Annotated in this window: 20 protein-coding genes; 17 read left to right on the top strand and 3 right to left on the bottom strand. The window is 59.8% G+C overall.

Annotated features, from left to right (window positions below):
• Positions 1 to 182 precede the first annotated feature (182 nt).
• From AB4N85_RS16895 to AB4N85_RS16870, 6 genes are all read left to right on the top strand, one after another.
• Entirely contained in the window at positions 183 to 1,865 is a 1,683-nt protein-coding gene (locus AB4N85_RS16895; protein ID WP_236168907.1) for a fatty acid--CoA ligase, read from the top strand.
• 337 nt (positions 1,866 to 2,202) lie between these two features.
• On the top strand, positions 2,203 to 4,092 hold the full coding sequence (locus AB4N85_RS16890; protein WP_056790239.1) for a DUF1302 domain-containing protein: 1,890 nt from the start codon (positions 2,203 to 2,205) through the stop codon (positions 4,090 to 4,092).
• 27 nt (positions 4,093 to 4,119) lie between these two features.
• Positions 4,120 to 5,484, top strand: coding sequence for a DUF1329 domain-containing protein (locus AB4N85_RS16885; protein ID WP_024014265.1), 1,365 nt, complete (start codon positions 4,120 to 4,122; stop codon positions 5,482 to 5,484).
• 253 nt (positions 5,485 to 5,737) lie between these two features.
• Positions 5,738 to 8,473, top strand: a complete 2,736-nt coding sequence (locus tag AB4N85_RS16880; protein WP_236168908.1) for a LuxR C-terminal-related transcriptional regulator — start codon at positions 5,738 to 5,740, stop codon at positions 8,471 to 8,473.
• Between the two features lie 60 nt (positions 8,474 to 8,533).
• A complete protein-coding gene (locus tag AB4N85_RS16875; RefSeq protein ID WP_024014263.1) occupies positions 8,534 to 9,178 on the top strand; it encodes an MBL fold metallo-hydrolase in 645 nt (214 codons plus the stop codon).
• Positions 9,179 to 9,298: 120 nt separating this feature from the next.
• The gene (locus tag AB4N85_RS16870) at positions 9,299 to 10,033 is read left to right on the top strand and encodes an OmpA family protein (RefSeq protein WP_041479972.1); all 735 of its coding nucleotides are present in this window, start codon (positions 9,299 to 9,301) and stop codon (positions 10,031 to 10,033) included.
• Between the two features lie 255 nt (positions 10,034 to 10,288).
• Here AB4N85_RS16870 and AB4N85_RS16865 read toward each other — a convergent pair whose 3' ends face one another.
• Complete coding sequence (locus tag AB4N85_RS16865; protein ID WP_016773251.1) at positions 10,289 to 10,723, bottom strand: Z-ring associated ZapG family protein; 435 nt, start codon at positions 10,721 to 10,723, stop codon at positions 10,289 to 10,291.
• A 144-nt stretch (positions 10,724 to 10,867) separates the two neighbouring features.
• On the opposite strand from AB4N85_RS16865, the gene AB4N85_RS16860 reads away from it, so the two are divergent.
• The 3 genes from AB4N85_RS16860 (at position 10,868) to zapE (ending at position 14,062) form a co-directional block, all read left to right on the top strand.
• Complete coding sequence (locus AB4N85_RS16860) at positions 10,868 to 11,497, top strand: alpha/beta hydrolase (protein ID WP_160768466.1); 630 nt, start codon at positions 10,868 to 10,870, stop codon at positions 11,495 to 11,497.
• A 24-nt stretch (positions 11,498 to 11,521) separates the two neighbouring features.
• Positions 11,522 to 12,877, top strand: a complete 1,356-nt coding sequence (locus tag AB4N85_RS16855; protein WP_236168909.1) for a tryptophan--tRNA ligase — start codon at positions 11,522 to 11,524, stop codon at positions 12,875 to 12,877.
• 90 nt (positions 12,878 to 12,967) lie between these two features.
• A complete protein-coding gene (zapE, locus tag AB4N85_RS16850) occupies positions 12,968 to 14,062 on the top strand; it encodes a cell division protein ZapE (protein WP_150638826.1) in 1,095 nt (364 codons plus the stop codon).
• A gap of 173 nt (positions 14,063 to 14,235) precedes the next feature.
• On the opposite strand, the gene AB4N85_RS16845 is transcribed toward zapE, so the two are convergent.
• Positions 14,236 to 15,132, bottom strand: a complete 897-nt coding sequence (locus AB4N85_RS16845; RefSeq protein WP_162999820.1) for a GlxA family transcriptional regulator — start codon at positions 15,130 to 15,132, stop codon at positions 14,236 to 14,238.
• 250 nt (positions 15,133 to 15,382) lie between these two features.
• Here AB4N85_RS16845 and AB4N85_RS16840 point away from each other — a divergent pair, with 250 nt between their 5' ends.
• Positions 15,383 to 16,519: an acyl-CoA dehydrogenase family protein gene (locus tag AB4N85_RS16840; RefSeq protein WP_073473472.1), complete on the top strand. Its 1,137-nt coding sequence runs from the start codon at positions 15,383 to 15,385 to the stop codon at positions 16,517 to 16,519.
• A gap of 156 nt (positions 16,520 to 16,675) precedes the next feature.
• On the opposite strand, the gene AB4N85_RS16835 is transcribed toward AB4N85_RS16840, so the two are convergent.
• On the bottom strand, positions 16,676 to 17,716 hold the full coding sequence (locus AB4N85_RS16835; protein ID WP_056790225.1) for an NADP(H)-dependent aldo-keto reductase: 1,041 nt from the start codon (positions 17,714 to 17,716) through the stop codon (positions 16,676 to 16,678).
• Between the two features lie 244 nt (positions 17,717 to 17,960).
• Between AB4N85_RS16835 and rplM the strand changes: the two genes are divergently transcribed.
• The 7 genes from rplM to AB4N85_RS16800 all read left to right on the top strand — a co-directional run bounded on the left by rplM (position 17,961) and on the right by AB4N85_RS16800 (position 22,850).
• Complete coding sequence (rplM, locus tag AB4N85_RS16830; RefSeq protein ID WP_003228062.1) at positions 17,961 to 18,389, top strand: 50S ribosomal protein L13; 429 nt, start codon at positions 17,961 to 17,963, stop codon at positions 18,387 to 18,389.
• A gap of 14 nt (positions 18,390 to 18,403) precedes the next feature.
• Entirely contained in the window at positions 18,404 to 18,796 is a 393-nt protein-coding gene (rpsI, locus tag AB4N85_RS16825) for a 30S ribosomal protein S9 (protein ID WP_003228056.1), read from the top strand.
• Positions 18,797 to 19,069: 273 nt separating this feature from the next.
• On the top strand, positions 19,070 to 19,663 hold the full coding sequence (gene petA / locus AB4N85_RS16820) for a ubiquinol-cytochrome c reductase iron-sulfur subunit (protein ID WP_007917031.1): 594 nt from the start codon (positions 19,070 to 19,072) through the stop codon (positions 19,661 to 19,663).
• Positions 19,663 to 20,874 (top strand): cytochrome b, encoded by a 1,212-nt coding sequence (locus AB4N85_RS16815; protein ID WP_016773261.1) that lies wholly within the window; start codon positions 19,663 to 19,665, stop codon positions 20,872 to 20,874. Before petA ends, AB4N85_RS16815 begins: the two co-directional genes overlap by 1 nt.
• On the top strand, positions 20,874 to 21,656 hold the full coding sequence (locus tag AB4N85_RS16810) for a cytochrome c1 (RefSeq protein WP_016773262.1): 783 nt from the start codon (positions 20,874 to 20,876) through the stop codon (positions 21,654 to 21,656). Before AB4N85_RS16815 ends, AB4N85_RS16810 begins: the two co-directional genes overlap by 1 nt.
• Before the next feature lie 146 nt (positions 21,657 to 21,802).
• Positions 21,803 to 22,420 carry a glutathione S-transferase N-terminal domain-containing protein gene (locus AB4N85_RS16805; protein WP_007961620.1) on the top strand — a complete coding sequence of 206 codons (618 nt, stop codon included), beginning with the start codon at positions 21,803 to 21,805 and terminating at the stop codon, positions 22,418 to 22,420.
• A 16-nt stretch (positions 22,421 to 22,436) separates the two neighbouring features.
• Positions 22,437 to 22,850: a ClpXP protease specificity-enhancing factor gene (locus tag AB4N85_RS16800; protein WP_016773263.1), complete on the top strand. Its 414-nt coding sequence runs from the start codon at positions 22,437 to 22,439 to the stop codon at positions 22,848 to 22,850.
• Positions 22,851 to 22,890 lie beyond the last annotated feature (40 nt).

Below are 22,890 nucleotides of genomic sequence, written 5' to 3'. Positions count from 1 at the left end.
GATCGCAGCCTTCGGCAGCTCCTACAGGGGCCATATCCAATTTCCCGATACCTGGGGTGCTGGCGCAAAGCTAGCATTTGTACGGCTCTGCAAATCATTCCTTTGGCTGATTTGACTGTCATGCAGGCGCACTAGAGTACGAATCTCTCCGCCAACACCGTGCAGTCAGAAAAGGGATTCTTATGTTGCAGACTCGGGTCATTCCGCCGGCCGATGGGGCCTACCAGTATCCATTGCTGATCAAACGGTTGCTGATGTCCGGCGCCCGTTACGAGAAAACCCGCGAAATCATCTACCGCGACCAGTTGCGCTATAGCTATCCGACCCTGATCGAGCGGGTTGCGCGGCTGGCCAACGTGCTCACGGCTGCCGGGGTCAAGGCCGGTGACACCGTGGCGGTGATGGACTGGGACAGCCACCGTTATCTGGAATGCATGTTCGCCATTCCGATGATCGGCGCGGTGATCCACACCATCAACGTGCGTCTGTCGCCCGAGCAGATCCTCTACACCATGAACCATGCCGAGGACCGCTTCGTGCTGGTCAACAGCGAGTTCGTCGGGCTGTATCAGGCGATTGCGCCGCAGCTGACCACGGTGGAGAAAACCCTGCTGCTGAGCGATCTGCCGGAGAAAACCGCAGAGCTGCCGAACCTCGTCGGCGAATATGAGCAACTGCTGGCCGCTGCGAGTGCGCAATACAATTTCCAGGACTTCGACGAAAACTCGGTCGCCACCACGTTCTACACCACCGGCACCACGGGCAATCCGAAAGGCGTGTATTTCACCCATCGGCAACTGGTGCTGCACACCATCGGCGTGGCGACGATCATGGGTTCGATCGACAGCGTACGGCTGCTCGGCACCAACGATGTGTACATGCCGATCACGCCGATGTTCCACGTTCACGCCTGGGGTTTGCCGTACGTGGCGACCATGCTCGGGCTCAAGCAGGTCTACCCGGGGCGTTACGATCCGGAGTATCTGGTGGAGTTGTGGCGCAAGGAGAAGGTCACCTTTTCCCATTGCGTGCCGACCATCCTGCAGATGCTGCTCAACGCCAAGGCCGCGCAGGGTGCCGACTTTGGCGGCTGGAAAATCGTCATCGGCGGCAGCGCGCTCAATCGCAGCCTCTATGAAAGCGCCAAGGCCCGTGGCATTCAGCTGACAGCCGCATACGGCATGTCGGAAACCGGGCCGCTGGTGTCTTGCGCGCACCTCAACGACGAACTGATGGCCGGCAGCGAAGACGAGCGCACCACTTACCGGATCAAGGCTGGCGTGCCGGGGCCGTTGGTCGAAGCGGCGATTGTCGACGGCGACGGCAATTTCCTTCCCGCCGACGGTGAAACCCAGGGCGAACTGGTGCTGCGCGCGCCGTGGCTGACCGAAGGCTATTTCAATGAACCGCAGAAGGGCGCCGAGCTCTGGGCCGGTGGCTGGTTGCACACCGGCGACGTCGCCACGCTCGACAGCATGGGCGTGATTGATATTCGTGATCGCATCAAGGACGTGATCAAGACCGGCGGCGAGTGGATCTCCTCCCTTGACCTCGAAGACCTCATCAGCCGGCATGCGGCGGTACGCGAAGTAGCAGTGGTGGGCATCGCCGATCCGCAGTGGGGCGAGCGCCCGTTTGCCTTGCTGGTGGTCCGCGAAGGGCAGGTGATCGGTGCACGGGAACTGAAGGAACACCTCAAGCCGTTCGTCGAGCTGGGACACTTGAGCAAGTGGGCGATCCCCAGTCAGATCGCCCTTGTTACCGAAATTCCCAAGACCAGCGTCGGCAAGCTCGACAAGAAGCGCATTCGCCTCGACATCACCGAGTGGCAAGCCAACAACAGCACCTTCCTTTCCACACTTTGAGTGCCTGCTGGCGCGCCGAAACCGGCGCGCCAGACCCACCAAGCAAGCGCTTGGCTTGTGAAATCGAAAAAATCAGCCATCCTTGCCCTGCCGACGTGTGTCGGACTGGCGAAAGGACTGTTCCAGAGTGGTTGGCGGCTGCAAATCACACTTTAGAGGGATCAAGCACTACCACCCGCTGGATATAGTCCGCTCAAGGACTTTTTAGAAACGGAGCACACGCACTGATCGGGGCGAGCAACTCTGGAGCGATTTCGGGCAGCCTTGGCGCCCGGTCCTCCACAGCGTTTTTAAAAGTACTCACTGCCATAACAATAATGCACATGGAGTAGCGTCGATGACCTCAGTAAACCAGTTCTGGCGCCGGGCGAAACTGCCTCTGGCGGTCAGTCTTGCCTCCTCGCTCGCCGGACCTGCATTCGGCGTCAGTTTCAACGTCGGTGAAATCGAAGGCCAGTTCGACTCGTCCCTGTCGATCGGTGCCAGTTGGTCTACTCAGAGCCCGAACAAGAACCTTATCGGCGTCAACAACGGCGGCCGTGGCCTGTCGCAGACTTCCGATGACGGGCACGCCAACTTCAAGAGCGGCGAAACCTTTTCGAAGATCTTCAAGGGCATCCATGACCTTGAATTGAAATACGGCGACACCGGCGTGTTCGTCCGTGGCAAATACTGGTACGACTTCGAACTGAAGGACGAGAGCCGCGAATTCAAGGACATCAGCGACAGCAACCGCAAAGAGGGCGCCAAGTCCTCCGGCGGGCAGATCCTCGACGCCTTCGTCTACCACAACTACGCGATTGCCGATCAGCCGGGCTCCGTGCGTCTGGGCAAGCAGGTAGTGAGCTGGGGTGAAAGTACCTTCATCGGCGGCGGCATCAACTCGATCAACCCGATCGACGTCTCCGCGTTCCGTCGTCCGGGCGCCGAGATCAAGGAAGGCCTGATTCCGGTCAACATGTTCTACGTGTCGCAGAGCCTCACCGATAACCTCTCGGCCGAAGCGTTCTACCAACTGGAATGGGACCAGACCGTCGTCGACAACTGCGGCACCTTCTTCTCCCAGCCGGACATCGTTGCTGACGGTTGCGACAGCAATCTGCGCGTACTGAACAAGCGTTCGCAGATTCCGGCGATCGCTTTGGGGCCGTTGGCCGCCAACGGTGTGAACGTCGACCAAGAAGGCGTGCTGGTGCGCCGTGGGCCGGACCGTGACGCGCGCGACAGCGGGCAGTGGGGCGCGTCCCTCAAATACATGTTCGAGCCACTCGACACCGAGTTCGGCGCCTACTTCATGAACTACCACAGCCGTGCGCCGATCTTCAGTGCAACCGGCGCACCGCAGTCGGTCTACAACACTGCCGCCGCGCTGCCGGGGCCGTTCGCCGCACTCGCACCGCTGCTGGTCGCGGGCAATTCGAATTACTTCATCGAATACCCGGAAGACATTCGTCTCTACGGCCTGAGTTTCTCCACCACCCTGCCTACCGGTACGGCGTGGAGCGGTGAGATCAGCTATCGTCCGAACGCGCCGGTGCAACTGAACTCCACCGACATCCTGTTTGCCGGCGTGCGTCCACTGGGCGGCGCGCTGACCAACGCTTCGTTGCTCACTGGCGTGCCGGGTCAGGACCTGCACGGCTATGAGCGCAAGGAAATCACCCAGATCCAGACGACCTTCACGCACTTCTTCGATCAGGTCATGGGCGCCAGCCGTCTGACCCTCGTCGGTGAAGTCGGCGCCACCTACGTAGGTGGCCTGGAAAGCCGTTCCGACAAGCGTTACGGCCGTGATCCGGTCTACGGTCCGGGTGAGTTGCCGGCTACTGGCACAGTCGATACCTGCGCCAACATCCTCAACAACAGCACCATCAACGGCGCAGGTCCCGGTTCGCCGCAGAACAACCGCAGCCGCAATTGCGAAAACGACGGTTTCACTACGTCGATGTCCTGGGGCTACCGTGGTCGGGCGATCTGGGAATACAACGACGTCTTCGCCGGCGTGAACCTGAAGCCGAACGTGGCCTGGTCCCACGACGTCAGCGGTTACTCGCCAGGCCCTGGCGGCAACTTCGAGGAAGGTCGCAAAGCGGTCAGCCTGGGCGTCGACGCCGAATACCAGAACACCTACACCGCGAGCCTGGCTTACACCAATTTCTTCGACGGCAAGTACACCACCGTGGATGACCGCGACTTCGTGGCGCTCAGCTTCGGCGTGAACTTCTAAGCACTGCATTTCAGGACGAACGAATTTATGAAAATAACAAAGAGTCTGTTCCACGCCGGTGTTCTGGGCCTGTCGCTGCTGGCGACCAGTGTCATGGCGGCGGTGCCTGCTGCCGAAGCGGATAAACTGGGCAAGAGCCTGACGCCGATGGGCGCGGAAATGGCCGGTAATGCCGACGGTTCGATCCCGGCCTGGAAACCGCTGCCGAAAAATGCCGGCAGCGTCGACAGCAAAGGCTTCCTGTCCAACCCTTACGCCAGTGAGCAACCGCTGTTCACCATCACCGCCAAGGATGTCGACAAGTACAAGGACAAGCTTGCCCCGGGCCAGTACGCAATGTTCAAGCGCTACCCGGAAACCTTCAAGATGCCGGTCTATCCGTCCCATCGCGGCGCCACCGTGCCGGATGACGTGTTCGCCGCGATCAAGAAGAACGCCACCAGCACCAACCTGGTGTCCGGCGGCAACGGTCTGGAAAACTTCGATACCGCCGTGCCGTTCCCGATCCCGAAAACCGGCGTGGAAGTGATCTGGAACCACATCACCCGCTATCGCGGCGGCAGCGTGACCCGTCTGGTGACCCAGGCCACGCCGCAACCGAACGGCTCGTACAGCCTGGTGTACTTCCAGGATCAGTTCGTGTTCCGCGACAAGATGAAGGACTACGATCCGGCGAACCCGGGCAACATCCTGTTCTACTTCAAGCAGAAAGTGACCGCGCCGGCGCGTCTGGCCGGTGGCGTACTGCTGGTGCACGAGACGCTCGACCAGGTCAAAGAGCCGCGTTCGGCGTGGGTCTACAACGCCGGGCAACGTCGTGTGCGCCGTGCACCGCAAGTGTCGTATGACGGCCCGGGTACTGCCGCCGACGGCCTGCGTACCTCGGACAACCTCGACATGTACAACGGCGCGCCGGATCGTTACGACTGGAAGCTCGAAGGTAAGAAAGAGATGTACATCGCCTCCGACAGCTACAAGCTCGACGATCCGAAACTGAAGTACTCGGACATCATCAAGGCCGGTCACATCAACCAGGACCTGGCTCGCTACGAGCTGCGCCGCGTCTGGCACGTGGTCGCGACCCTGAAGGAAGGCCAGCGCCATATCTATGCCAAGCGTGACTTCTACATCGACGAGGACACCTGGCAGGCAGCGGTCATCGACCACTATGACGGTCGTGGCCAACTGTGGCGTGTAGCCGAGGCACATGCCGAGAACTACTACGACAAGCAAGTGCCGTGGTACGCCCTCGAAACCCTCTACGACCTGCAGTCCGGCCGCTATCTGGCACTGGGCATGAAGAACGAAGAGAAGCAGGCGTATGACTTCGGCTTCACCGCTACCACCAGCGACTTCACCCCGGCCGCTCTGCGTCAGGATGGTGTTCGCTAAACCTGCGTAAACCCGAGGCCGCATCCTCGTGAAAACGCCCCGACCGGTTCGGGGCGTTTTTTTGCGTGCGGTTTCACGCCGCAGCTCCTACACGGATTCATCGTGGTCGCGATTGGTCGGTGATGCCGGATTTTGGCGGCGCTGTGTAGGCTTTTTGTAGCCATTTGTAGCAGCGACCTTCATTACCTCTTCGTTTAAGGCTAGGCTGCGGACATCTGCAACGCCGCCAATCGCCTTCGAACAAGAGCCGGCCATGACTGATCTGTCCCCACTTCCGGGTCCCGCAAGCATCACCGTCGCAGCACTGGACGGGCGTTTTTTCCGCCCGCCGCTGCCTGATGGCTATGTCTTGCGGCCGCGCCTTTGCCAGCGTCTGCAGGCCGGGCTCGGAGGTCGGTTGCTGCTGGTCAGCGCCCCGGCCGGGTTCGGCAAAAGCTCGCTGGCGGTGGAGTTCTGTCAGAGCCTGCCGGCGCACTGGCAAAGTCTCTGGCTGGGCTTGAGTCCACGTGACAGCGATCCCGGACGCTTTCTTGAGCGCTTGCTCGAAGGTCTGCAGGACTACTTTCCGGCCTTGGGCGCTGGCGCTCTTGGTCTGCTGAAAATGCGTCAGCGTCATCAGCCATTCGCTTTTGAAGAATGGCTCGACGGTCTGCTTGATGAGCTGGCGCTGCATCTCGATCCTGCTGCACCGCTGCTGCTGGTGCTCGACGACTACCACCTCGCCCAAGGGCCGGTGCTGGATCGTTGCCTGCAATTTTTCCTCAATCATCTGCCCGATGGCTTGCTGGTGATGGTCACCAGCCGTCAGCGCCCGGACTGGCATCTGGCGCGTCTGCGCCTGTCGCGGCAGTTGCTCGAGCTGCACGAACAGGACTTGCGCCTGACCCACGACGAAGCCCTGACCTTGCTCGACCGCCACAGCAGCTCACTGCGCGGCGAAGCACTGGAAAGCCTGATCCAGCGCAGCGAAGGCTGGGTCGCCGGCCTGCGCTTCTGGCTGCTGGCGGTGGCCGAGGCGGGCAACGATGCCGCGCTGCCGCAAGCATTGAACGGCGGCGAAGGGCTGATTCGCGACTATCTGCTCGAAGAAGTCATCGATTGCCTGCCCGCCGAAGTGCAATCCTTCCTCTACGAAACCGCTCCGCAGGAACGCTTTTGCAGCGAGCTGTGTGACGCTGTCCGTGAAGCCCATGACAGCGCGGAAATCCTGCGCTTTCTCCTCGCCCACCAAGTGTTTCTGGTGCCGCTGGACGAGCATGGTCACTGGTACCGCTATCACCATTTGTTCTCCGACTTGTTGCGCAGCCGGCCAATCGCCCAGGCGATGGTGCCGAACGCCACCCTGCATTTGCGCGCCTGCCGCTGGTTCAATGCGCAGGGCCTGCTCGACGAAGCGGTGGAGCAGGCGTTGCGTGCCGGGCATCTCGATGTTGCGGCGAATCTGGTACAGAACCTGTCCGAAGAACAGCTGCTCGCCGAGCAGAACGTCGGCATGCTGCTGCGCTGGAAAATGGACTTGCCCGACAGCCTGCTGATCAGCACGCCACGACTGATCGTGCTCTACAGCTGGGCGCTGGGGCTGGCCTGTCAGCTCGACGCCGCTGAAGAGCTGGCCAGCCATTTGAGCCGTTTCCTGCCGGCGCCTTCGGCCACCGCGCAAAAATCCATGCTGGCGCAATGGCTGGCGCTGAGCGGGATCATCGCTCGCGGGCGCGGCCATCGCGATTTGACCCTGCGTTATTGCAGTGAAGCGCTGGAGAGCCTGCCGGCCAAGCGTTATGGCCAGCGGCTGATGTGCCTGTCGACCTTGTCCAATCTGGCGATCGCCGACGGCGATCTGTGGCGCGCCCGTGGCCTGAACCGTGAATCCCTCGAGCTGGCGCAACGGGTCGGCAATCCATTATTCGAAGCGTTGGCGCATTACGACAGGGCGCGGGTTCTGCAATCGCGGGGCGAGATTCTGCGTGCGCTCGATGAAGTGCATCAGGGCCTGGAGCGGCTGCGCGGTCTGTCGCCGCAACGCCTGTACGCCGTGCGCGCGCGGCTGACGTTGTACGAAGGTTTCCTGCTGGCGATGCGTTTGCAGCCGCAGGCTGCACGCGTACGCCTGCTCGCCGGGATTGGCGAGGCGCGGGCTTGTCGCGACATCAGCGTGCTGATCGGCCACTGCGTGATTGCCCGCCTCGACGGCGCCAGCGGCGAGTTCGCCAAGGCCTTCGCCGAACTCGCCGAAGCCGAACGCCTGATGCACATCTGGGACGTACCGCCGATCTACTATCTGGCGATGATCACCCTGGTCAAATGCGAACTGTGGCTGGCCCAGGGCCGGATTGATCTTGCCGAGGCGTGGCTTGCACGCCTGGGCCAGACCTACACCGGCGAACACGCTGCGGCGCCACCGGAATTCCATCCGCAACTGCCACTGCATGTGGAACTGCAACAGGCGCTGCTCGATGTGATTCAGGGGCAACCGATGCTCGCCGAAGGGCGGCTGAACGTGTTGCATGAAAACGGCCAGCGGACCGGCCGGCAGTTGCTGAGCGTGATGGCGTTGACGCAGAAGGTGGCGCTGTTGCTGTCGAGTGGACGCGAGCCCGAGGCGCGCAAGGTGTTGAGTCAGGCCCTGGAAGCAGCGGCCGGCGGCGTCTACCAACCCTTTGATGCGCTGCTGAAAAACCATGCCGACTGGTTGCGCGGGCAATTGCAGGCGCTCACTTGCAACGCGGTCGGCCAGCAATTGCTCACGCATTTTCCAACAGCCGCGCCACGCCCGGCTGTGGAAAGCTCCGCTACTGAACAGCTCAGCAGCCGTGAACTGGCGGTGCTGCGCCTGATCGCTCAAGGCTGTTCCAATCAGGAAATCAGCGAGCAGTTGTTCATTTCCCTGCACACCGTGAAAACCCATGCCAGCCATATCAACAGCAAGCTCGGGGTTGAGCGGCGTACGCAGGCGGTGGCGCGGGCGAAGGCGTTGGGGTTATTGCTCTAGCGACGGTAAAATTCGCCATCGGCCGTTGCCAACGGCGTTGACCCTGTCCAGGATTTTTCCATGACCACGCCCAGCCCTGCACTTATCCGCGAAACCTTCCCCGTCGGCCCATTGCAGTGCAACTGCACGATCATCGGCGACCCGATCACCAAAAAAGCCATTGTCGTCGACCCGGGTGGCAACCCCGACCTGATCATGGCGCGTCTCGATGCGCATGGCCTGAAAGTCGTCAGCATCATCCACACCCACGCCCATCTCGATCACTTCCTGGCTTCCGGCCAAATGAAGGAGAAAACCGGTGCGACCCTGCATCTGCACAAGGAAGACCAGTTCCTCTGGGACAACCTTGAAATGCAATGCCAGATGTTTGGCGTGCCTTACACCCCGGTGCCGTCGCCGGATCGCTGGTTGAGCGATGACGAAGAACTAGCCTGCGGTTGCGGTGTGGCACTGCACACGCCGGGACATACACCCGGGTCCATGAGCTTTTGGTTTTCCGAGGCTAAGCTGTTGATAGCCGGCGACACGCTGTTTCGTCGCGGGGTAGGGCGCACGGATTTGTGGGGTGGCGATCAGGCGACCATCGTGCGTTCAATCAAGCAGCGGCTGTATACGCTGGACGAGGACGCAACGGTTGTCACCGGGCACGGCCCGGACACGCGTCTGGGTGATGAGATGCGCGAGAACCCGTTTGTGCGTGCCTGAATTTTTTGTCACGGGCAGCGGGCGGAATTTTTAGGCATTGTCATGATCCAATGCCCGCGGAGGTCCATTGATTGATCAGTGGCCGCTGCACCACAGAATGCAGAAAACCAGGAGCTCTCCATGTTCACCACGCGTCGTTTGATTATTGTCGCTACTGCCGTGGCCGTGCTGTCCGGCTGCGCCTCGCCTAATCCGTATGACAATCAGGGTCAGGCCGACGGTGGCTCGCAAGGCATGAGCAAAACCGCCAAATACGGTGGCCTTGGTGCACTGGCCGGCGCACTCGCCGGTGCCGCCATCGGTCACGACAACCGTGGCAAGGGCGCCTTGATCGGCGCTGCTGTCGTCGGTGCCTCCGCAGCAGGCTACGGCTACTACGCCGACCAGCAGGAAAAGAAACTGCGCGCGAGCATGGCCAACACTGGCGTTGAAGTGCAGCGGCAGGGCGATCAGATCAAGCTGATCATGCCGGGCAACATCACCTTCGCCACCGATTCGGCGAACATTGCCCCGAGTTTCTACCAGCCGTTGAACAACCTGGCCAACTCGCTGAAGGAGTTCAACCAGAACCAGATCGAAATCGTCGGTTACACCGACAGCACCGGCAGCCGCCAGCACAACATGGACCTGTCACAACGTCGTGCGCAGAGCGTGGCGACCTACCTGACCTCGCAAGGTGTCAGCGGTGCCAACCTGTCGGCCCGTGGCGCCGGCCCGGATAACCCGATTGCCAGCAACGGCGACGTCAACGGCCGCGCGCAGAACCGCCGCGTTGAAGTCAACCTGAAAGCCATTCCGGGTCAGCAGTATGGTGGTCAGCAGCAACAGCCGGGTACGGTGCAGCAGTATCCATAAGCGATTGCCTGAATGAAGAAATGCCCGATCCTGTGATCGGGCATTTTTTTGTCTGGGCAGTGCCGGCCTCTTCGCGGGCAAGCCCGCTCCCACCGGTATTGGCGGTGGCCACAAAGTCTGTGTTCCACACCTGACCCCTGTGGGAGCGGGCTTGCCCGCGAAGAGGCCAGCGTTGTGACCGCAAAATCAGCCGATACAAAAAAGCCCCCGGACAACAGCAATGTCCGGGGGCTTTTTGTTCGCAGCGAAGACTGCTTACTTCTTCAAACCATAATGTTCATCGAGCATGCCAGGGGAATTTGGCGATTTCGGTGCATAGTCACGCGGTGGTTCCTGATCGCGCGGTGGCGTCAGGCGTTCACGTGGTGCCTGCGCTGCGTCGGCGTGCAGGGCGGCGATCAGGCGCTGGCGGGTCTGCTCGTCCAGGGCCAGACGATTGGCGCCCTCGGCGAGGTGGTCCTGCACTTCCTGATAGCTCTGGGTCAGTTTCTTGACCAGCATCGCGGTGCTGTTGAAGTGGGTGACCACTTCGTTCTGATAACTGTCGAAACGCTCCTGGATATCATCCAGTTGACGCTGCGTGCGGCTCGGTGCGGCGTTCGGCGCAACGCGCGCGATCAGGAATCCAATGGCGACACCCACAACCAGGGCAAGAGTCGGTAACAACCAAACTAAGAGCGAGTGTTCCACGAGTCCTTCCTCTATAAACGGCTTTGCTTTACGTTAACGGCTCGAACCTGCGCTGTATACCGCGATTCACTCGCAATAGATTGGCACAGACAATTTGCTAGACGAGTCGACCCGATTCGAGGTCACGGAGTTCCTCCCTTGCTGATGCGTGAAACCCCTGTAGTGATTGACGGCCCTGTCGGCCAAATTGAGGCTTTGTATCTGGATAACGAGCAGCCGCGCGGCATCGCGCTGATCTGCCATCCGAACCCGGTACAGGGCGGCACCATGCTCAACAAGGTCGTCTCGACCCTGCAGCGCACCGCGCGCGACGCAGGCCTGATCACCTTGCGTTTCAACTATCGCGGCGTCGGCGCCAGCCAGGGCACGCATGACATGGGCACCGGTGAAGTCGACGACGCCCAGGCCGCCGCCACATGGCTGCGGGAAAAACACCCGGATCTGCCGCTGACCCTGTTCGGTTTCTCCTTCGGCGGATTTGTTGCAGCAAGTCTCGGCGGCCGTCTCGAAGCCCAGGGCGTGCAGCTTGAGCACCTGTTCATGGTTGCCCCGGCGGTGATGCGTCTGGGCGAGCAGGATCAACTGCCGCAGCACGGCGGGTTGACCGTGATCCAGCCGGAAACCGATGAAGTCATCGATCCGCAACTGGTCTACCAGTGGTCGGAACAACTCCAGCGCCCCCATGAGCTGCTGAAAGTGGCAGAATGCGGACACTTTTTTCACGGCAAGCTGACCGATCTCAAGGATCTGCTGCTGCCGCGTCTCTCGAATTGATTGCAGTCTGACAAGCGATTACCCATGACCAACCGTACCCGCATTCTCACCGGCATCACCACCACTGGCACGCCGCACTTGGGCAACTACGCTGGGGCCATTCGCCCGGCAATCCTCGCCAGCCGCGACAGCCAGGCCGATTCGTTCTATTTCCTGGCCGACTACCACGCCCTGATCAAATGCGATGACCCGCTGCGCATCCAGCGCTCGCGTCTGGAAATCGCCGCGACCTGGCTGGCCGGTGGCCTCGATGTCGACCGCGTGACGTTCTACCGCCAGTCCGACATCCCGGAAATCCCCGAGCTGACCTGGCTGCTGACTTGCGTCGCTGCCAAGGGCCTGCTCAACCGCGCGCACGCCTACAAGGCCTCGGTGGACAAGAACGTTGAGACGGGTGAAGACCCGGATGCCGGCATCACCATGGGCCTCTACAGCTATCCGGTGCTGATGGCGGCGGACATCCTGATGTTCAACGCGCACAAGGTGCCGGTCGGTCGCGATCAGATTCAGCACGTGGAAATGGCCCGCGATATCGGTCAGCGTTTCAACCATCTGTTCGGCCAGGGCAAAGAGTTCTTCAACATGCCCGAAGCGCTGATCGAAGAAAGCGTGGCGACGTTGCCAGGCCTCGACGGTCGCAAGATGTCGAAGAGCTACGACAACACCATTCCGTTGTTCAGCAGCGCGAAAGAAATGAAGGACGCGATCTCGCGGATCGTCACCGACTCCAAGGCCCCGGGCGAAGCGAAAGATCCGGACAACTCGCACCTGTTCACTCTGTTCCAGGCCTTCGCCACTCCGGCGCAGGCTGACGAGTTCCGCAGCGAACTGCTCGGTGGTTTGGGCTGGGGCGAGGCGAAGAATCGCCTGTTCCAGTTGCTCGACAACGAGCTGGGCGAGGCGCGCGAGAAGTATCACCAGTTGATCGAGCGTCCGGCGGACCTGGAAGACATCCTGCAGATTGGTGCGAAGAAGGCCCGGGCGGTGGCCACTCCGTTCCTCAACGAATTGCGTGAAGCCGTTGGCCTGCGTTCTTTCGTCAATCAGGTTCAGGTGGCCGCGACTACCAAGAAGAAAGCCGCGAAAGCCGCACGTTTCGTCAGCTTCCGCGAGGACGACGGCAGCTTCCGTTTCCGTCTGCTGGCGGCCGATGGCGAGCAGTTGCTGTTGTCGCGCAACTTCGCCGACGGCAAGACTGCCGGCCAGGTGACCAAACAGTTGCAGTCCGGCGAGTCGCTGGATGTGCGTACTGATGACCTGAGCTTCAGCGTCTGGCTGGCCGGTGAGTGCGTGGGCGACAGCCCGGCGTTTGCCAACATCGGTGCGCGGGACGCCGCCATCGAGGCGTTGCGCGTCGCACTGACTCCAGCTCAAGACTGATCGGCGGCACGACCCGACCAAGGGCCGATTGCCATTCCCACAGGCCGTCGCTACAGTGACGGCCCGTTTTTGTTGCCTTGCTAACGAATTATGACGCCCCTAGAACGATATCAAGCTGATCTGAAACGCCCGGACTTCTTCCATGACGCCGCGCAGGAAACTGCCGTGCGTCACTTGCAGCGTCTGTACGACGACTTGATCGCCGCTGACCAGAACAAGCCGGGTCTGTTCGGCAAGCTGTTTGGCAAAAAGGATCAGGCGCCGGTCAAGGGCCTGTATTTCTGGGGCGGCGTCGGTCGCGGCAAGACTTACCTGGTCGACACCTTCTTCGAAGCGTTGCCGTTCAAGGAAAAGACCCGCACGCACTTCCACCGCTTCATGAAGCGTGTGCACGAAGAAATGAAGACCCTGGGCGGCGAGAAAAACCCGCTGACCATCATCGCCAAGCGCTTCGCGGCCGAGTCGCGGGTGATCTGCTTCGATGAATTCTTCGTCTCCGACATCACCGACGCGATGATCCTCGGCACGCTGATGGAAGAATTGTTCAAGAACGGCGTGACCCTGGTCGCGACGTCGAACATCGTGCCGGACGGCCTGTACAAGGATGGCCTGCAGCGCGCGCGCTTCCTCCCCGCCATTGCGCTGATCAAGCAGAACACCGAGATCGTCAACGTCGACAGCGGTGTTGACTATCGTCTGCGTCACCTCGAGCAAGCCGAGCTGTTCCACTATCCGCTCGACGAAGCCGCCCACGAAAGCCTGCGCAAGAGCTTCAAGGCACTGACGCCGGAGTGCACGGCAGCGGTGGAAAACGATGTGCTGATCATCGAGAACCGCGAAATCCGCGCTCTGCGCACCTGCGACGACGTGGCCTGGTTCGACTTCCGCGAACTGTGCGACGGCCCGCGCAGCCAGAACGACTACATCGAACTGGGCAAGATCTTCCACGCCGTGCTGCTTAGCGGCGTCGAGCAGATGAGCGTCACCACCGACGACATCGCCCGGCGCTTCATCAACATGGTCGACGAGTTCTACGATCGCAACGTCAAACTGATCATTTCTGCTGAAGTCGAGTTGAAGGATCTGTACACCGGCGGACGCCTGACCTTCGAGTTTCAGCGCACGCTGAGCCGACTGCTGGAGATGCAATCCCACGAGTTTCTGTCGCGGGCGCACAAGCCTTAAGCGGAGTCTCGGCGACAAAAAAGGGCCTGCGATTGCAGGCCTTTTTTATGCGCTGAAGTTTTTCCCTGTGGGAGCGAGCCTGCTCGCGAAAGCGCAGTGTCAGCAACGTCAATGTTGCAGGTAAGTACGTATTCGCGAGCAGGCTCGCTCCCACATTGGATCGCGCAGTTGAGTTACGCAGCCTGCTGAAACTGTTGCCGATACTGGTTAGGCGACAGTTCGGTGTGCTGGCGGAACAGTCGCGCGAAGAAGCTCGCATCGTCGTAACCGACCTCATAACTGATGGTCTTGATGCTCTTGCGCGTGCCCGAAAGCAAGCCCTTGGCCGTCTCGATGCGCAGGCGTTGCAAGTAATGCAGCGGCTTGTCGCCGGTGGCGGTCTGGAAGCGGCGCATGAAGTTGCGGATGCTCATGCCGTGCTCGCGGGCGACGTCTTCGAAGCGGAACTTGTCGGCGAAATGTTCTTCGAGCCACTGCTGGATCTGCAGGATGATCACGTCCTGATGCAGCTTCTGCCCGCCGAAACCGATACGTCCCGGCGAATAGCTGCGCTGCACTTCGTAGAGGATGTCGCGGGCCACGGCTTGTGCCACGTTTGCGCCGCAGAAGCGTTCGATCAGATAGATGTACAGATCGCAGGCCGAGGTCGTGCCGCCGGCGCAATAGAGATTGTCGGCGTCGGTCAGGTGCTTGTCCTGATTCAGATAGACCTTGGGGAAACGCTCGGCGAAGGCATTGAAGAAGCGCCAGTAGGTGGTCGCTTCCTTACCGTTGAGCAGCCCGGCTTCGGCGAGCCAGAACACTCCGGTGGCTTCGCCGCATAACACTGCGCCGCGCGCATGCTGTTCGCGCAGCCACGGCAGGATTTGCGGGTAACGGCTGCACAGCGTGTCGAAATCGTCCCAGAACGCCGGGAGGATGATCACATCGGCGTTTTCCAGGCCGCCGTCGACCGGCATCACTACGTCGCTGAAGCTTTTTACCGGTTTGCCATCCGGGCTGACCAGGCGAGTTTCAAACGCCGGTGTCAGGCCGTGGCCCAGTTGTTTGCCGTAACGCAGGCTGGCCACATGGAAAAAATCCTTGGCCTGCATGAGGGTGTAAGCGAAAACCCGGTCGATGGCCAGGATGCTGACGCGCCGCAAGGGCGGGGAGACGTGCTTAGACATAATTCAACTTTTGTTTTGTTTTTATAAGGGAAAGTGGTCACCAGACGGCTGGATCGTCTTATTTTTTGTCGGATGTGTCCAGTGTCCCGTAGCAGGAGTCGGGCTTAGTCTCTGAGAGCCGTATCCCTCCAACAACAAAGAAAGGTGCCGCATGATCCCCAGAACCCTGTTCAGCTCCGAGCACGAATTGTTCCGCGACAGCGTGCGAACTTTCCTCGAAAAAGAGGCCGTGCCGTATCACGCGCAGTGGGAGAAGCAGGGACACATTGATCGCGCGCTGTGGAACAAGGCGGGGGAGGCGGGGATGCTCTGTTCGCATCTGCCGGAAGAGTACGGCGGGCTCGGCGCGGATTTCCTCTACAGCACCGTGGTCATCGAGGAAGTCGGGCGTCTGGGTCTGACCGGCATCGGTTTCTCGCTGCACTCGGACATCGTCGCACCGTACATCCTGCATTACGGCAGCGAGGCGCTGAAACACAAATACCTGCCGAAACTGGTCTCGGGGGAAATGGTCACGGCGATTGCCATGACCGAGCCTGGCGCCGGTTCCGACCTGCAAGGGGTGAAAACCACGGCGGTGCTCGACGGTGACGAATATGTGATCAACGGCTCGAAAACCTTTATCACCAACGGCTTTCTGGCTGATCTGGTCATCGTGGTGGCCAAGACAGATCCCAAGGCTGGGGCCAAGGGCACCAGCCTGTTCCTGGTGGAGGCGAACACGCCGGGCTTCGAGAAAGGCAAGCGCCTGGAGAAGGTCGGCATGAAAGCGCAGGACACCTCCGAATTGTTCTTCCAGGACGTGCGCGTGCCGAAGGAAAACCTTCTCGGGCAGGCGGGGGCCGGGTTTGCCTATCTGATGCAGGAGTTACCGCAAGAGCGCCTGACCGTGGCGATTGGCGGCCTGGCCTCGGCTGAAGCGGCGTTGCAATGGACGCTGGATTACACCCGTGATCGCAAGGCGTTCGGCAAGTCGATTGCCGATTTCCAGAACACCCGCTTCAAACTGGCCGAAATGGCTACAGAGATCCAGATCGGCCGGGTTTTTGTCGACCGCTGCCTGGAGCTGCATCTGCAAGGCAAACTCGATGTGCCGACGGCGGCGATGGCCAAATATTGGGGCACCGACCTGCAATGCAAAGTGCTCGACGAATGCGTGCAACTGCATGGCGGCTACGGCTTCATGTGGGAATACCCGGTGGCCCGGGCGTGGGCGGATGCGCGGGTGCAGCGGATTTATGCCGGCACCAATGAAATCATGAAAGAGATTATTGCGCGGTCGCTGTGATGATCGTTCCCACGCTCTGCGTGGGAATGCCGCCGGGGACGCTCCGCGTTCCGCTGTTGAGGTAATCCGACTGGCCCCTTCGCGAGCAGGCTCGCTCCCACAGGTACAGTGTTCCACTGTGGGAGCGAGCCTGCTCGCGAAGCTTTTGGCGGTCAGTTACGGCGCGGGATTCGGATGATCCTTGTGAATCGCCTCGATCCCGGCCAGCACTTCATCGGACAGTTTCAGATCAAAACTGGCAATGTTGCTGTCCAGTTGCTCAAGCGTCGTCGCGCCAATGATGTTGCTGGTGACGAACGGTTGCTGGGTCACGAAGGCCAGTGCCATTTGCGCCGGGTCCAGACCGTGTTCACGGGCCAGGGCTACGTAACGGCTGCACGCCGCTTCGGATTGCGGGTTGAAATAGCGGCTGAAGCGGCTGTAGAGGCTCAGGCGTCCTTTCGCTGGACGGGCGCCACCCTCGTACTTGCCGGAGAGGAAACCGAACGCCAGCGGCGAATAGGCGAGCAGGCCGCACTGTTCGCGGATGGCGATCTCGGCCAAGCCGACTTCGAAGCTGCGGTTGAGCAGGTTGTACGGGTTCTGGATCGACACTGCACGCGGCCAGCCACGAGCTTCGGCCAGAGCCAGAAAGCGCATGGTGCCCCACGGCGTCTCGTTGGACAGGCCGATGTGGCGGATCTTGCCGGCCTTCACCTGCTCGTCGAGGGCTTCGAGGGTGTCTTCCAGTGGCGTCAGGTTCGCTTCGATCTTGTGCTTGTAGCCCAGCTGTCCGAAAAAGTTGGTGCTGCGTTCCGGCCAGTGCAATTGATACAGATCGATGTAATCGGTCTGCAGACGCTTGAGGCTGCCGTCCAGTGCTTCGGTGATGTGCTGGCGGTTGTGGCGCAGGTTCTTGTCGCGGATGTAGTCGATGGTGTTGCCGGGGCCGGCGATCTTGCTGGCGAGGATCCAGTCGGCACGGTCACCGCGACTCTTGAAGTAATTGCCGATGTAGCGCTCGGTGGTGGCGTAGGTTTCGGCTTTGGGCGGCACCGGATACATTTCGGCAGTGTCGAGGAAATTGATCCCGGCTTCCTTGGCCCTTTCGATCTGGGCGAAGGCTTCAGCTTCAGTGTTTTGCTCGCCCCAGGTCATGGTGCCGAGGCAGATTGCACTCACGTTCAGATCGGTACGGCCTAGCTGGCGATAGTCCATCGGGTGCTCCTTGGGCAAAACAATCATAAAAGCAGGTTGAAAAATTTTTCGCAATCTGCATAATTGCCGACCTCTTTCTGCAGTGGAAGTGATGCGCCGCCGCCGAAGAATCTTGCCGTTGAACGGACGCGCCGACCCGAGCCCCCGAAAGCGTCTGTATCCGGCTGCCTTTGACTTGTCAAAGTACGCACTATTCAGTAAGATCCGCCGTCTTATTTACAGGCGGCCCCTGAGGCTATAAAGAATGAAAACTTTTACTGCTAAACCGGAAACAGTAAAGCGCGACTGGTTTGTCGTCGACGCTGCTGGTCAGACCCTGGGTCGTCTGGCCACCGAAATCGCGAGCCGTCTGCGTGGCAAGCACAAGCCTGAGTACACTCCTCACGTTGACACCGGCGACTACATCGTCGTCATCAACGCCGAGCAGATCCGTGTTACCGGCGCTAAAACCACTGACAAAATGTACTACTCCCACTCCGGTTTCCCGGGCGGCATCAAGTCGATCAACTTTGAAAAGCTGATCGCCAAAGCCCCTGAGCGCGTGATCGAGACCGCGGTTAAAGGCATGCTGCCTAAAAACCCACTGGGTCGCGACATGTACCGTAAGCTGAAAGTCTATGCGGGCGCTGCACACCCTCATACTGCTCAGCAGCCCCAAGAACTGAAGATTTAACGGAATAGTTCATTATGTCGGCGACTCAAAATTACGGCACTGGCCGTCGCAAGACCGCAACCGCACGCGTTTTCCTGCGTCCGGGTACTGGTAACATCTCCATCAACAACCGTTCGCTGGATAACTTCTTCGGCCGCGAAACTGCCCGCATGGTAGTTCGTCAGCCGCTGGAGCTGACCGAGACTGTCGAGAAGTTCGACATCTACGTCACCGTGATCGGCGGTGGTGTAAGTGGTCAGGCTGGCGCAATCCGCCACGGCATCACCCGCGCTCTGATGGACTACGACGAAACCCTGCGTAGCGCTCTGCGCAAAGCTGGCTTCGTTACCCGCGACGCCCGTGAAGTTGAACGTAAGAAAGTTGGTCTGCGTAAAGCGCGTAAGCGTCCGCAGTACTCGAAGCGTTAATTCCGCTTCCACGTTCAAAAAAGAACGCCCGCCTCCTCACGGAAGCGGGCGTTTTTTTATGCGTGCGATTTATCAAAGAATTGCGTTGTGACAACTTGCCACAGCCGTAGACCCCCTATACTCCAAGGCTTAAGGGGTTGAGCCCCGGGGAATTAACCTTGTCAGAATTGGGGGTTTTCATTACCATTCGGGCAAAATTTTTATAAGTAACATTTGATTTATTTAGTAGACGCCTGATTTAACAGGCCAAAAAAGCTGATGGGAGAGGACTGAATGAGCAATGACGGCGTGAATGCAGGCCGGCGTCGCTTCCTGGTGGCAGCCACATCCGTGGTGGGTGCTGCAGGAGCGGTGGGGGCTGCGGTCCCGTTCGTGGGGTCATGGTTTCCCAGTGCCAAGGCGAAAGCTGCCGGTGCACCGGTGAAAGTGAATGTCAGCAAAATCGAGCCAGGCCAGCAGATGATTGCTGAATGGCGCGGCCAGCCGGTGTTCATTGTCCGCCGTACCGAGGAAATCCTGGGGAATCTCAAGAAGATCGAGGGTCAGCTCTCCGATCCGACCTCCAAAAACTCCACGCAACCCACTTATGTCGACCCGGAAGTACGTTCGATCAAGCCGGAAATTCTCCTGCTGATCGGGATCTGTACGCACCTGGGTTGCTCACCGACCTTCCGTCCCGAAGTGGCACCTGCGGATCTGGGCAAGGACTGGGTAGGCGGCTATTTCTGCCCGTGCCACGGTTCCCACTACGATCTGGCTGGCCGCGTCTACAAGTCGCAACCTGCGCCTTTGAACCTGCCAGTTCCCCCGCATTCCTATGAGACCGATGACCTGATTGTCATTGGCGTCGATACGGAGAAAGCGTGATGAGCAAGTTCATGGATTGGGTTGATGCGCGCTTTCCCGCGACCAAAATGTGGGAAGACCATCTCAGCAAATATTACGCACCAAAAAACTTCAACTTCTTCTATTTCTTCGGCTCGCTGGCGCTCCTGGTGCTGGTCAACCAGATCGTTACTGGCGTCTGGCTGACGATGAGCTATACGCCGTCGGCAGAAGAGGCATTTGCTTCCGTTGAATACATCATGCGCGACGTCGAGTACGGTTCGATCCTGCGTCTGCTGCACTCGACCGGCGCTTCGGCGTTTTTCATCGTCGTCTATCTGCACATGTTCCGCGGCCTGCTCTACGGTTCCTACCAGAAACCGCGCGAGCTGGTCTGGGTGTTCGGCATGCTGATCTACCTGGCACTGATGGCCGAAGCGTTCATGGGTTACCTGCTGCCTTGGGGCCAGATGTCGTACTGGGGCGCCCAGGTGATCATCTCGCTGTTCGGCGCGATTCCGCTGATCGGCGATGACCTGACCCAGTGGATTCGTGGTGACTACCTGATCTCCGGAATCACCCTTAACCGCTTCTTTGCCTTGCACGTTGTCGCGCTGCCGATCGTGATTCTCGGTCTGGTGGTGCTGCACATTCTGGCGCTGCACGAAGTGGGCTCGAACAACCCTGACGGCGTCGATATCAAGAAGCACAAAGACGAAAACGGCATCCCGCTGGACGGCATCGCGTTCCACCCGTACTACACGGTGAAGGACATTGTCGGCGTTGTGGTGTTCCTGTTTATCTTCTGCTTCATTGTGTTCTTCTTCCCGGAAATGGGCGGCTACTTCCTCGAAAAACCAAACTTCGAGCCGGCTAACCCGTTCAAGACGCCTGAGCACATTGCCCCGGTCTGGTACTTCACTCCGTTCTACGCAATCCTGCGTGCGGTGCCGGACAAGCTCATGGGCGTTATCGCCATGGGCGCGGCGATTGCGGTGCTGTTCGTGCTGCCATGGCTGGATCGCAGTCCGGTGAGATCGATGCGCTACAAGGGCTGGATGAGCAAAATCTGGCTGGTGGTGTTCTGCATTTCTTTCGTGATTCTCGGCATCCTCGGCGTTCTTGCGCCGACGCCGGGGCGCACATTGCTGTCGCAGGTCTGCACCTTCCTGTATTTCGCCTACTTCATTCTGATGCCGTTCTACACCCGGCTCGAGAAGACCAAACCGGTTCCGGAAAGGGTGACTGGCTGATGAAAAAGTTATTTCTTGCTCTGATTTTTACTGCGCTGCCTTCCCTGGCTTTTGCTGCCGGGGGCCATGGTCCGGAACTGGAAAGTGTCGATATCGACGTCTCCGACAAAGCCGCCCTGCAGGATGGTGCACGGACCTTTGCCAACTATTGCATGGGGTGCCACAGCGCCAAGTTCCAGCGTTACGAGCGCGTTGCCGATGACCTCGGCATTCCGCACGAGTTGATGCTGGAGAAGCTGGTATTCACCGGTGCCAAGATTGGCGACCACATGAACATCGGCATGCAGCCGGCCGACGCCAAGACCTGGTTCGGCGCAGCGCCGCCGGACCTGACGCTGGTGGCACGGGTACGCGGCACCGACTGGCTCTACGGTTACTTGAAGTCGTTCTACGAAGACCCGGCGCGTCCATGGGGCGTGAACAACAAGGTCTTCCCGAACGTCGGCATGCCTAACGTGCTGGTCGGCCTGCAAGGTCGGCAGGTCGTCGGCTGCAAGCAGGTGCAGATCGTCGAGGACGGCAAGAAGCAATACGATCCGCTGACCGGCACGCCGCTGACTCATGAAGCGTGTGATCAGTTGACCATTGTGCCGAAGTCCGGTGCTCTGAACGAAGAGCAGTTCGATGAGAAGGTCAAGAATCTGGTAACCTTCCTGGCTTACTCGGCTAACCCGGTTAAGCTGCAACATCAGCGCATCGGTACTTATGTCTTGCTGTACCTGGCGTTCTTCTTTGTGTTCGCCTACCTGCTCAAGCGTGAATACTGGAAAGACGTGCACTGATACGCTTCAAGCATTGCTGTTAATCGCGCGCGCCCAAGGGCGCCTCCGCTAAAGCAGGGTCTGCTCAGTCAGACCCTGCGGGAGGTGCCCTCTGGGCGCGCGCGTTTTTCCGGTTCCGACAAATTCAACAAGCGAGGAGGATCGCCATGGGCGTGACCAATCGGTTGGCCTGTTACTCCGACCCCGCCGACCACTATTCCCACCGAGTGCGCATCGTGCTTGCAGAGAAGGGTGTCAGCGCCGAAATCATTTACGTGGAAGCGGGCCGCCAGCCGCCTAAACTGATTGAGGTGAACCCTTACGGCAGTCTGCCGACGCTGGTCGATCGTGACCTGGCGTTGTGGGAGTCGACCGTGGTGATGGAGTATCTGGATGAGCGTTACCCGCACCCGCCGCTGATGCCGGTTTATCCGGTAGCGCGGGCCAACAGCCGTCTGCTGATCCACAGGATTCAGCGTGACTGGTGCGGGCTGGTGGATCTGATTCTGGATCCCAAGAGCAAAGAGGCCGCACGGGTCGTGGCGCGCAAGGAATTGCGCGAAAGCCTGACCGGCGTTTCGCCGCTGTTTGCCGACAAACCGTTCTTCCTCAGTGAGGAACAAAGTCTGGTGGATTGCTGCCTATTACCCATACTCTGGCGTTTGCCGATTCTGGGTATTGAACTGCCGCGGCCGGCCAAGCCGCTGCTTGATTATATGGAGCGTCAGTTTGCGCGTGAGGCTTTCCAGGCGAGTCTGTCTGGTGTCGAACGCGATATGCGCTAAGGCTTAAGGAGCCGCTATGAACTCCAGTCGACCTTATCTGGTCCGCGCGCTCTACGAGTGGATTGTGGATAACGATTGCACCCCGCACATGCTGGTCAACTCCGAGTACCCGGCGGTGCAGGTGCCACAGGGTTTTGCCAGTGACGGCCAGATCGTCCTGAACATCTCGCCGAGTGCCGTGCGTCATCTGCACATGGACAACGACGTGGTGACGTTCGAAGGCCGCTTCGGCGGTGTTCCGCACAGTCTCTACGTGCCGATCAGCGCGATCTTGGGCATTTATGCGCGGGAGAACGGCCAGGGCATGGTGTTTGACCTCGAGTTGCCAATGGACGACGAGGAAGACATCGATCCGGATGACGACTCGCCGCCACCGGGCAGCGAGCCGCCACGTCCGAGTGGCCGGCCAAGCTTGAAGGTTGTGAAATAAAAAAAGGCGATCCGGATGGATCGCCTTTTTTGTGCCTGAC

Source organism: Pseudomonas sp. H1_G08, from assembly GCF_054681355.1.
This window is presented reverse-complemented; position numbering and strand designations above follow the sequence as displayed.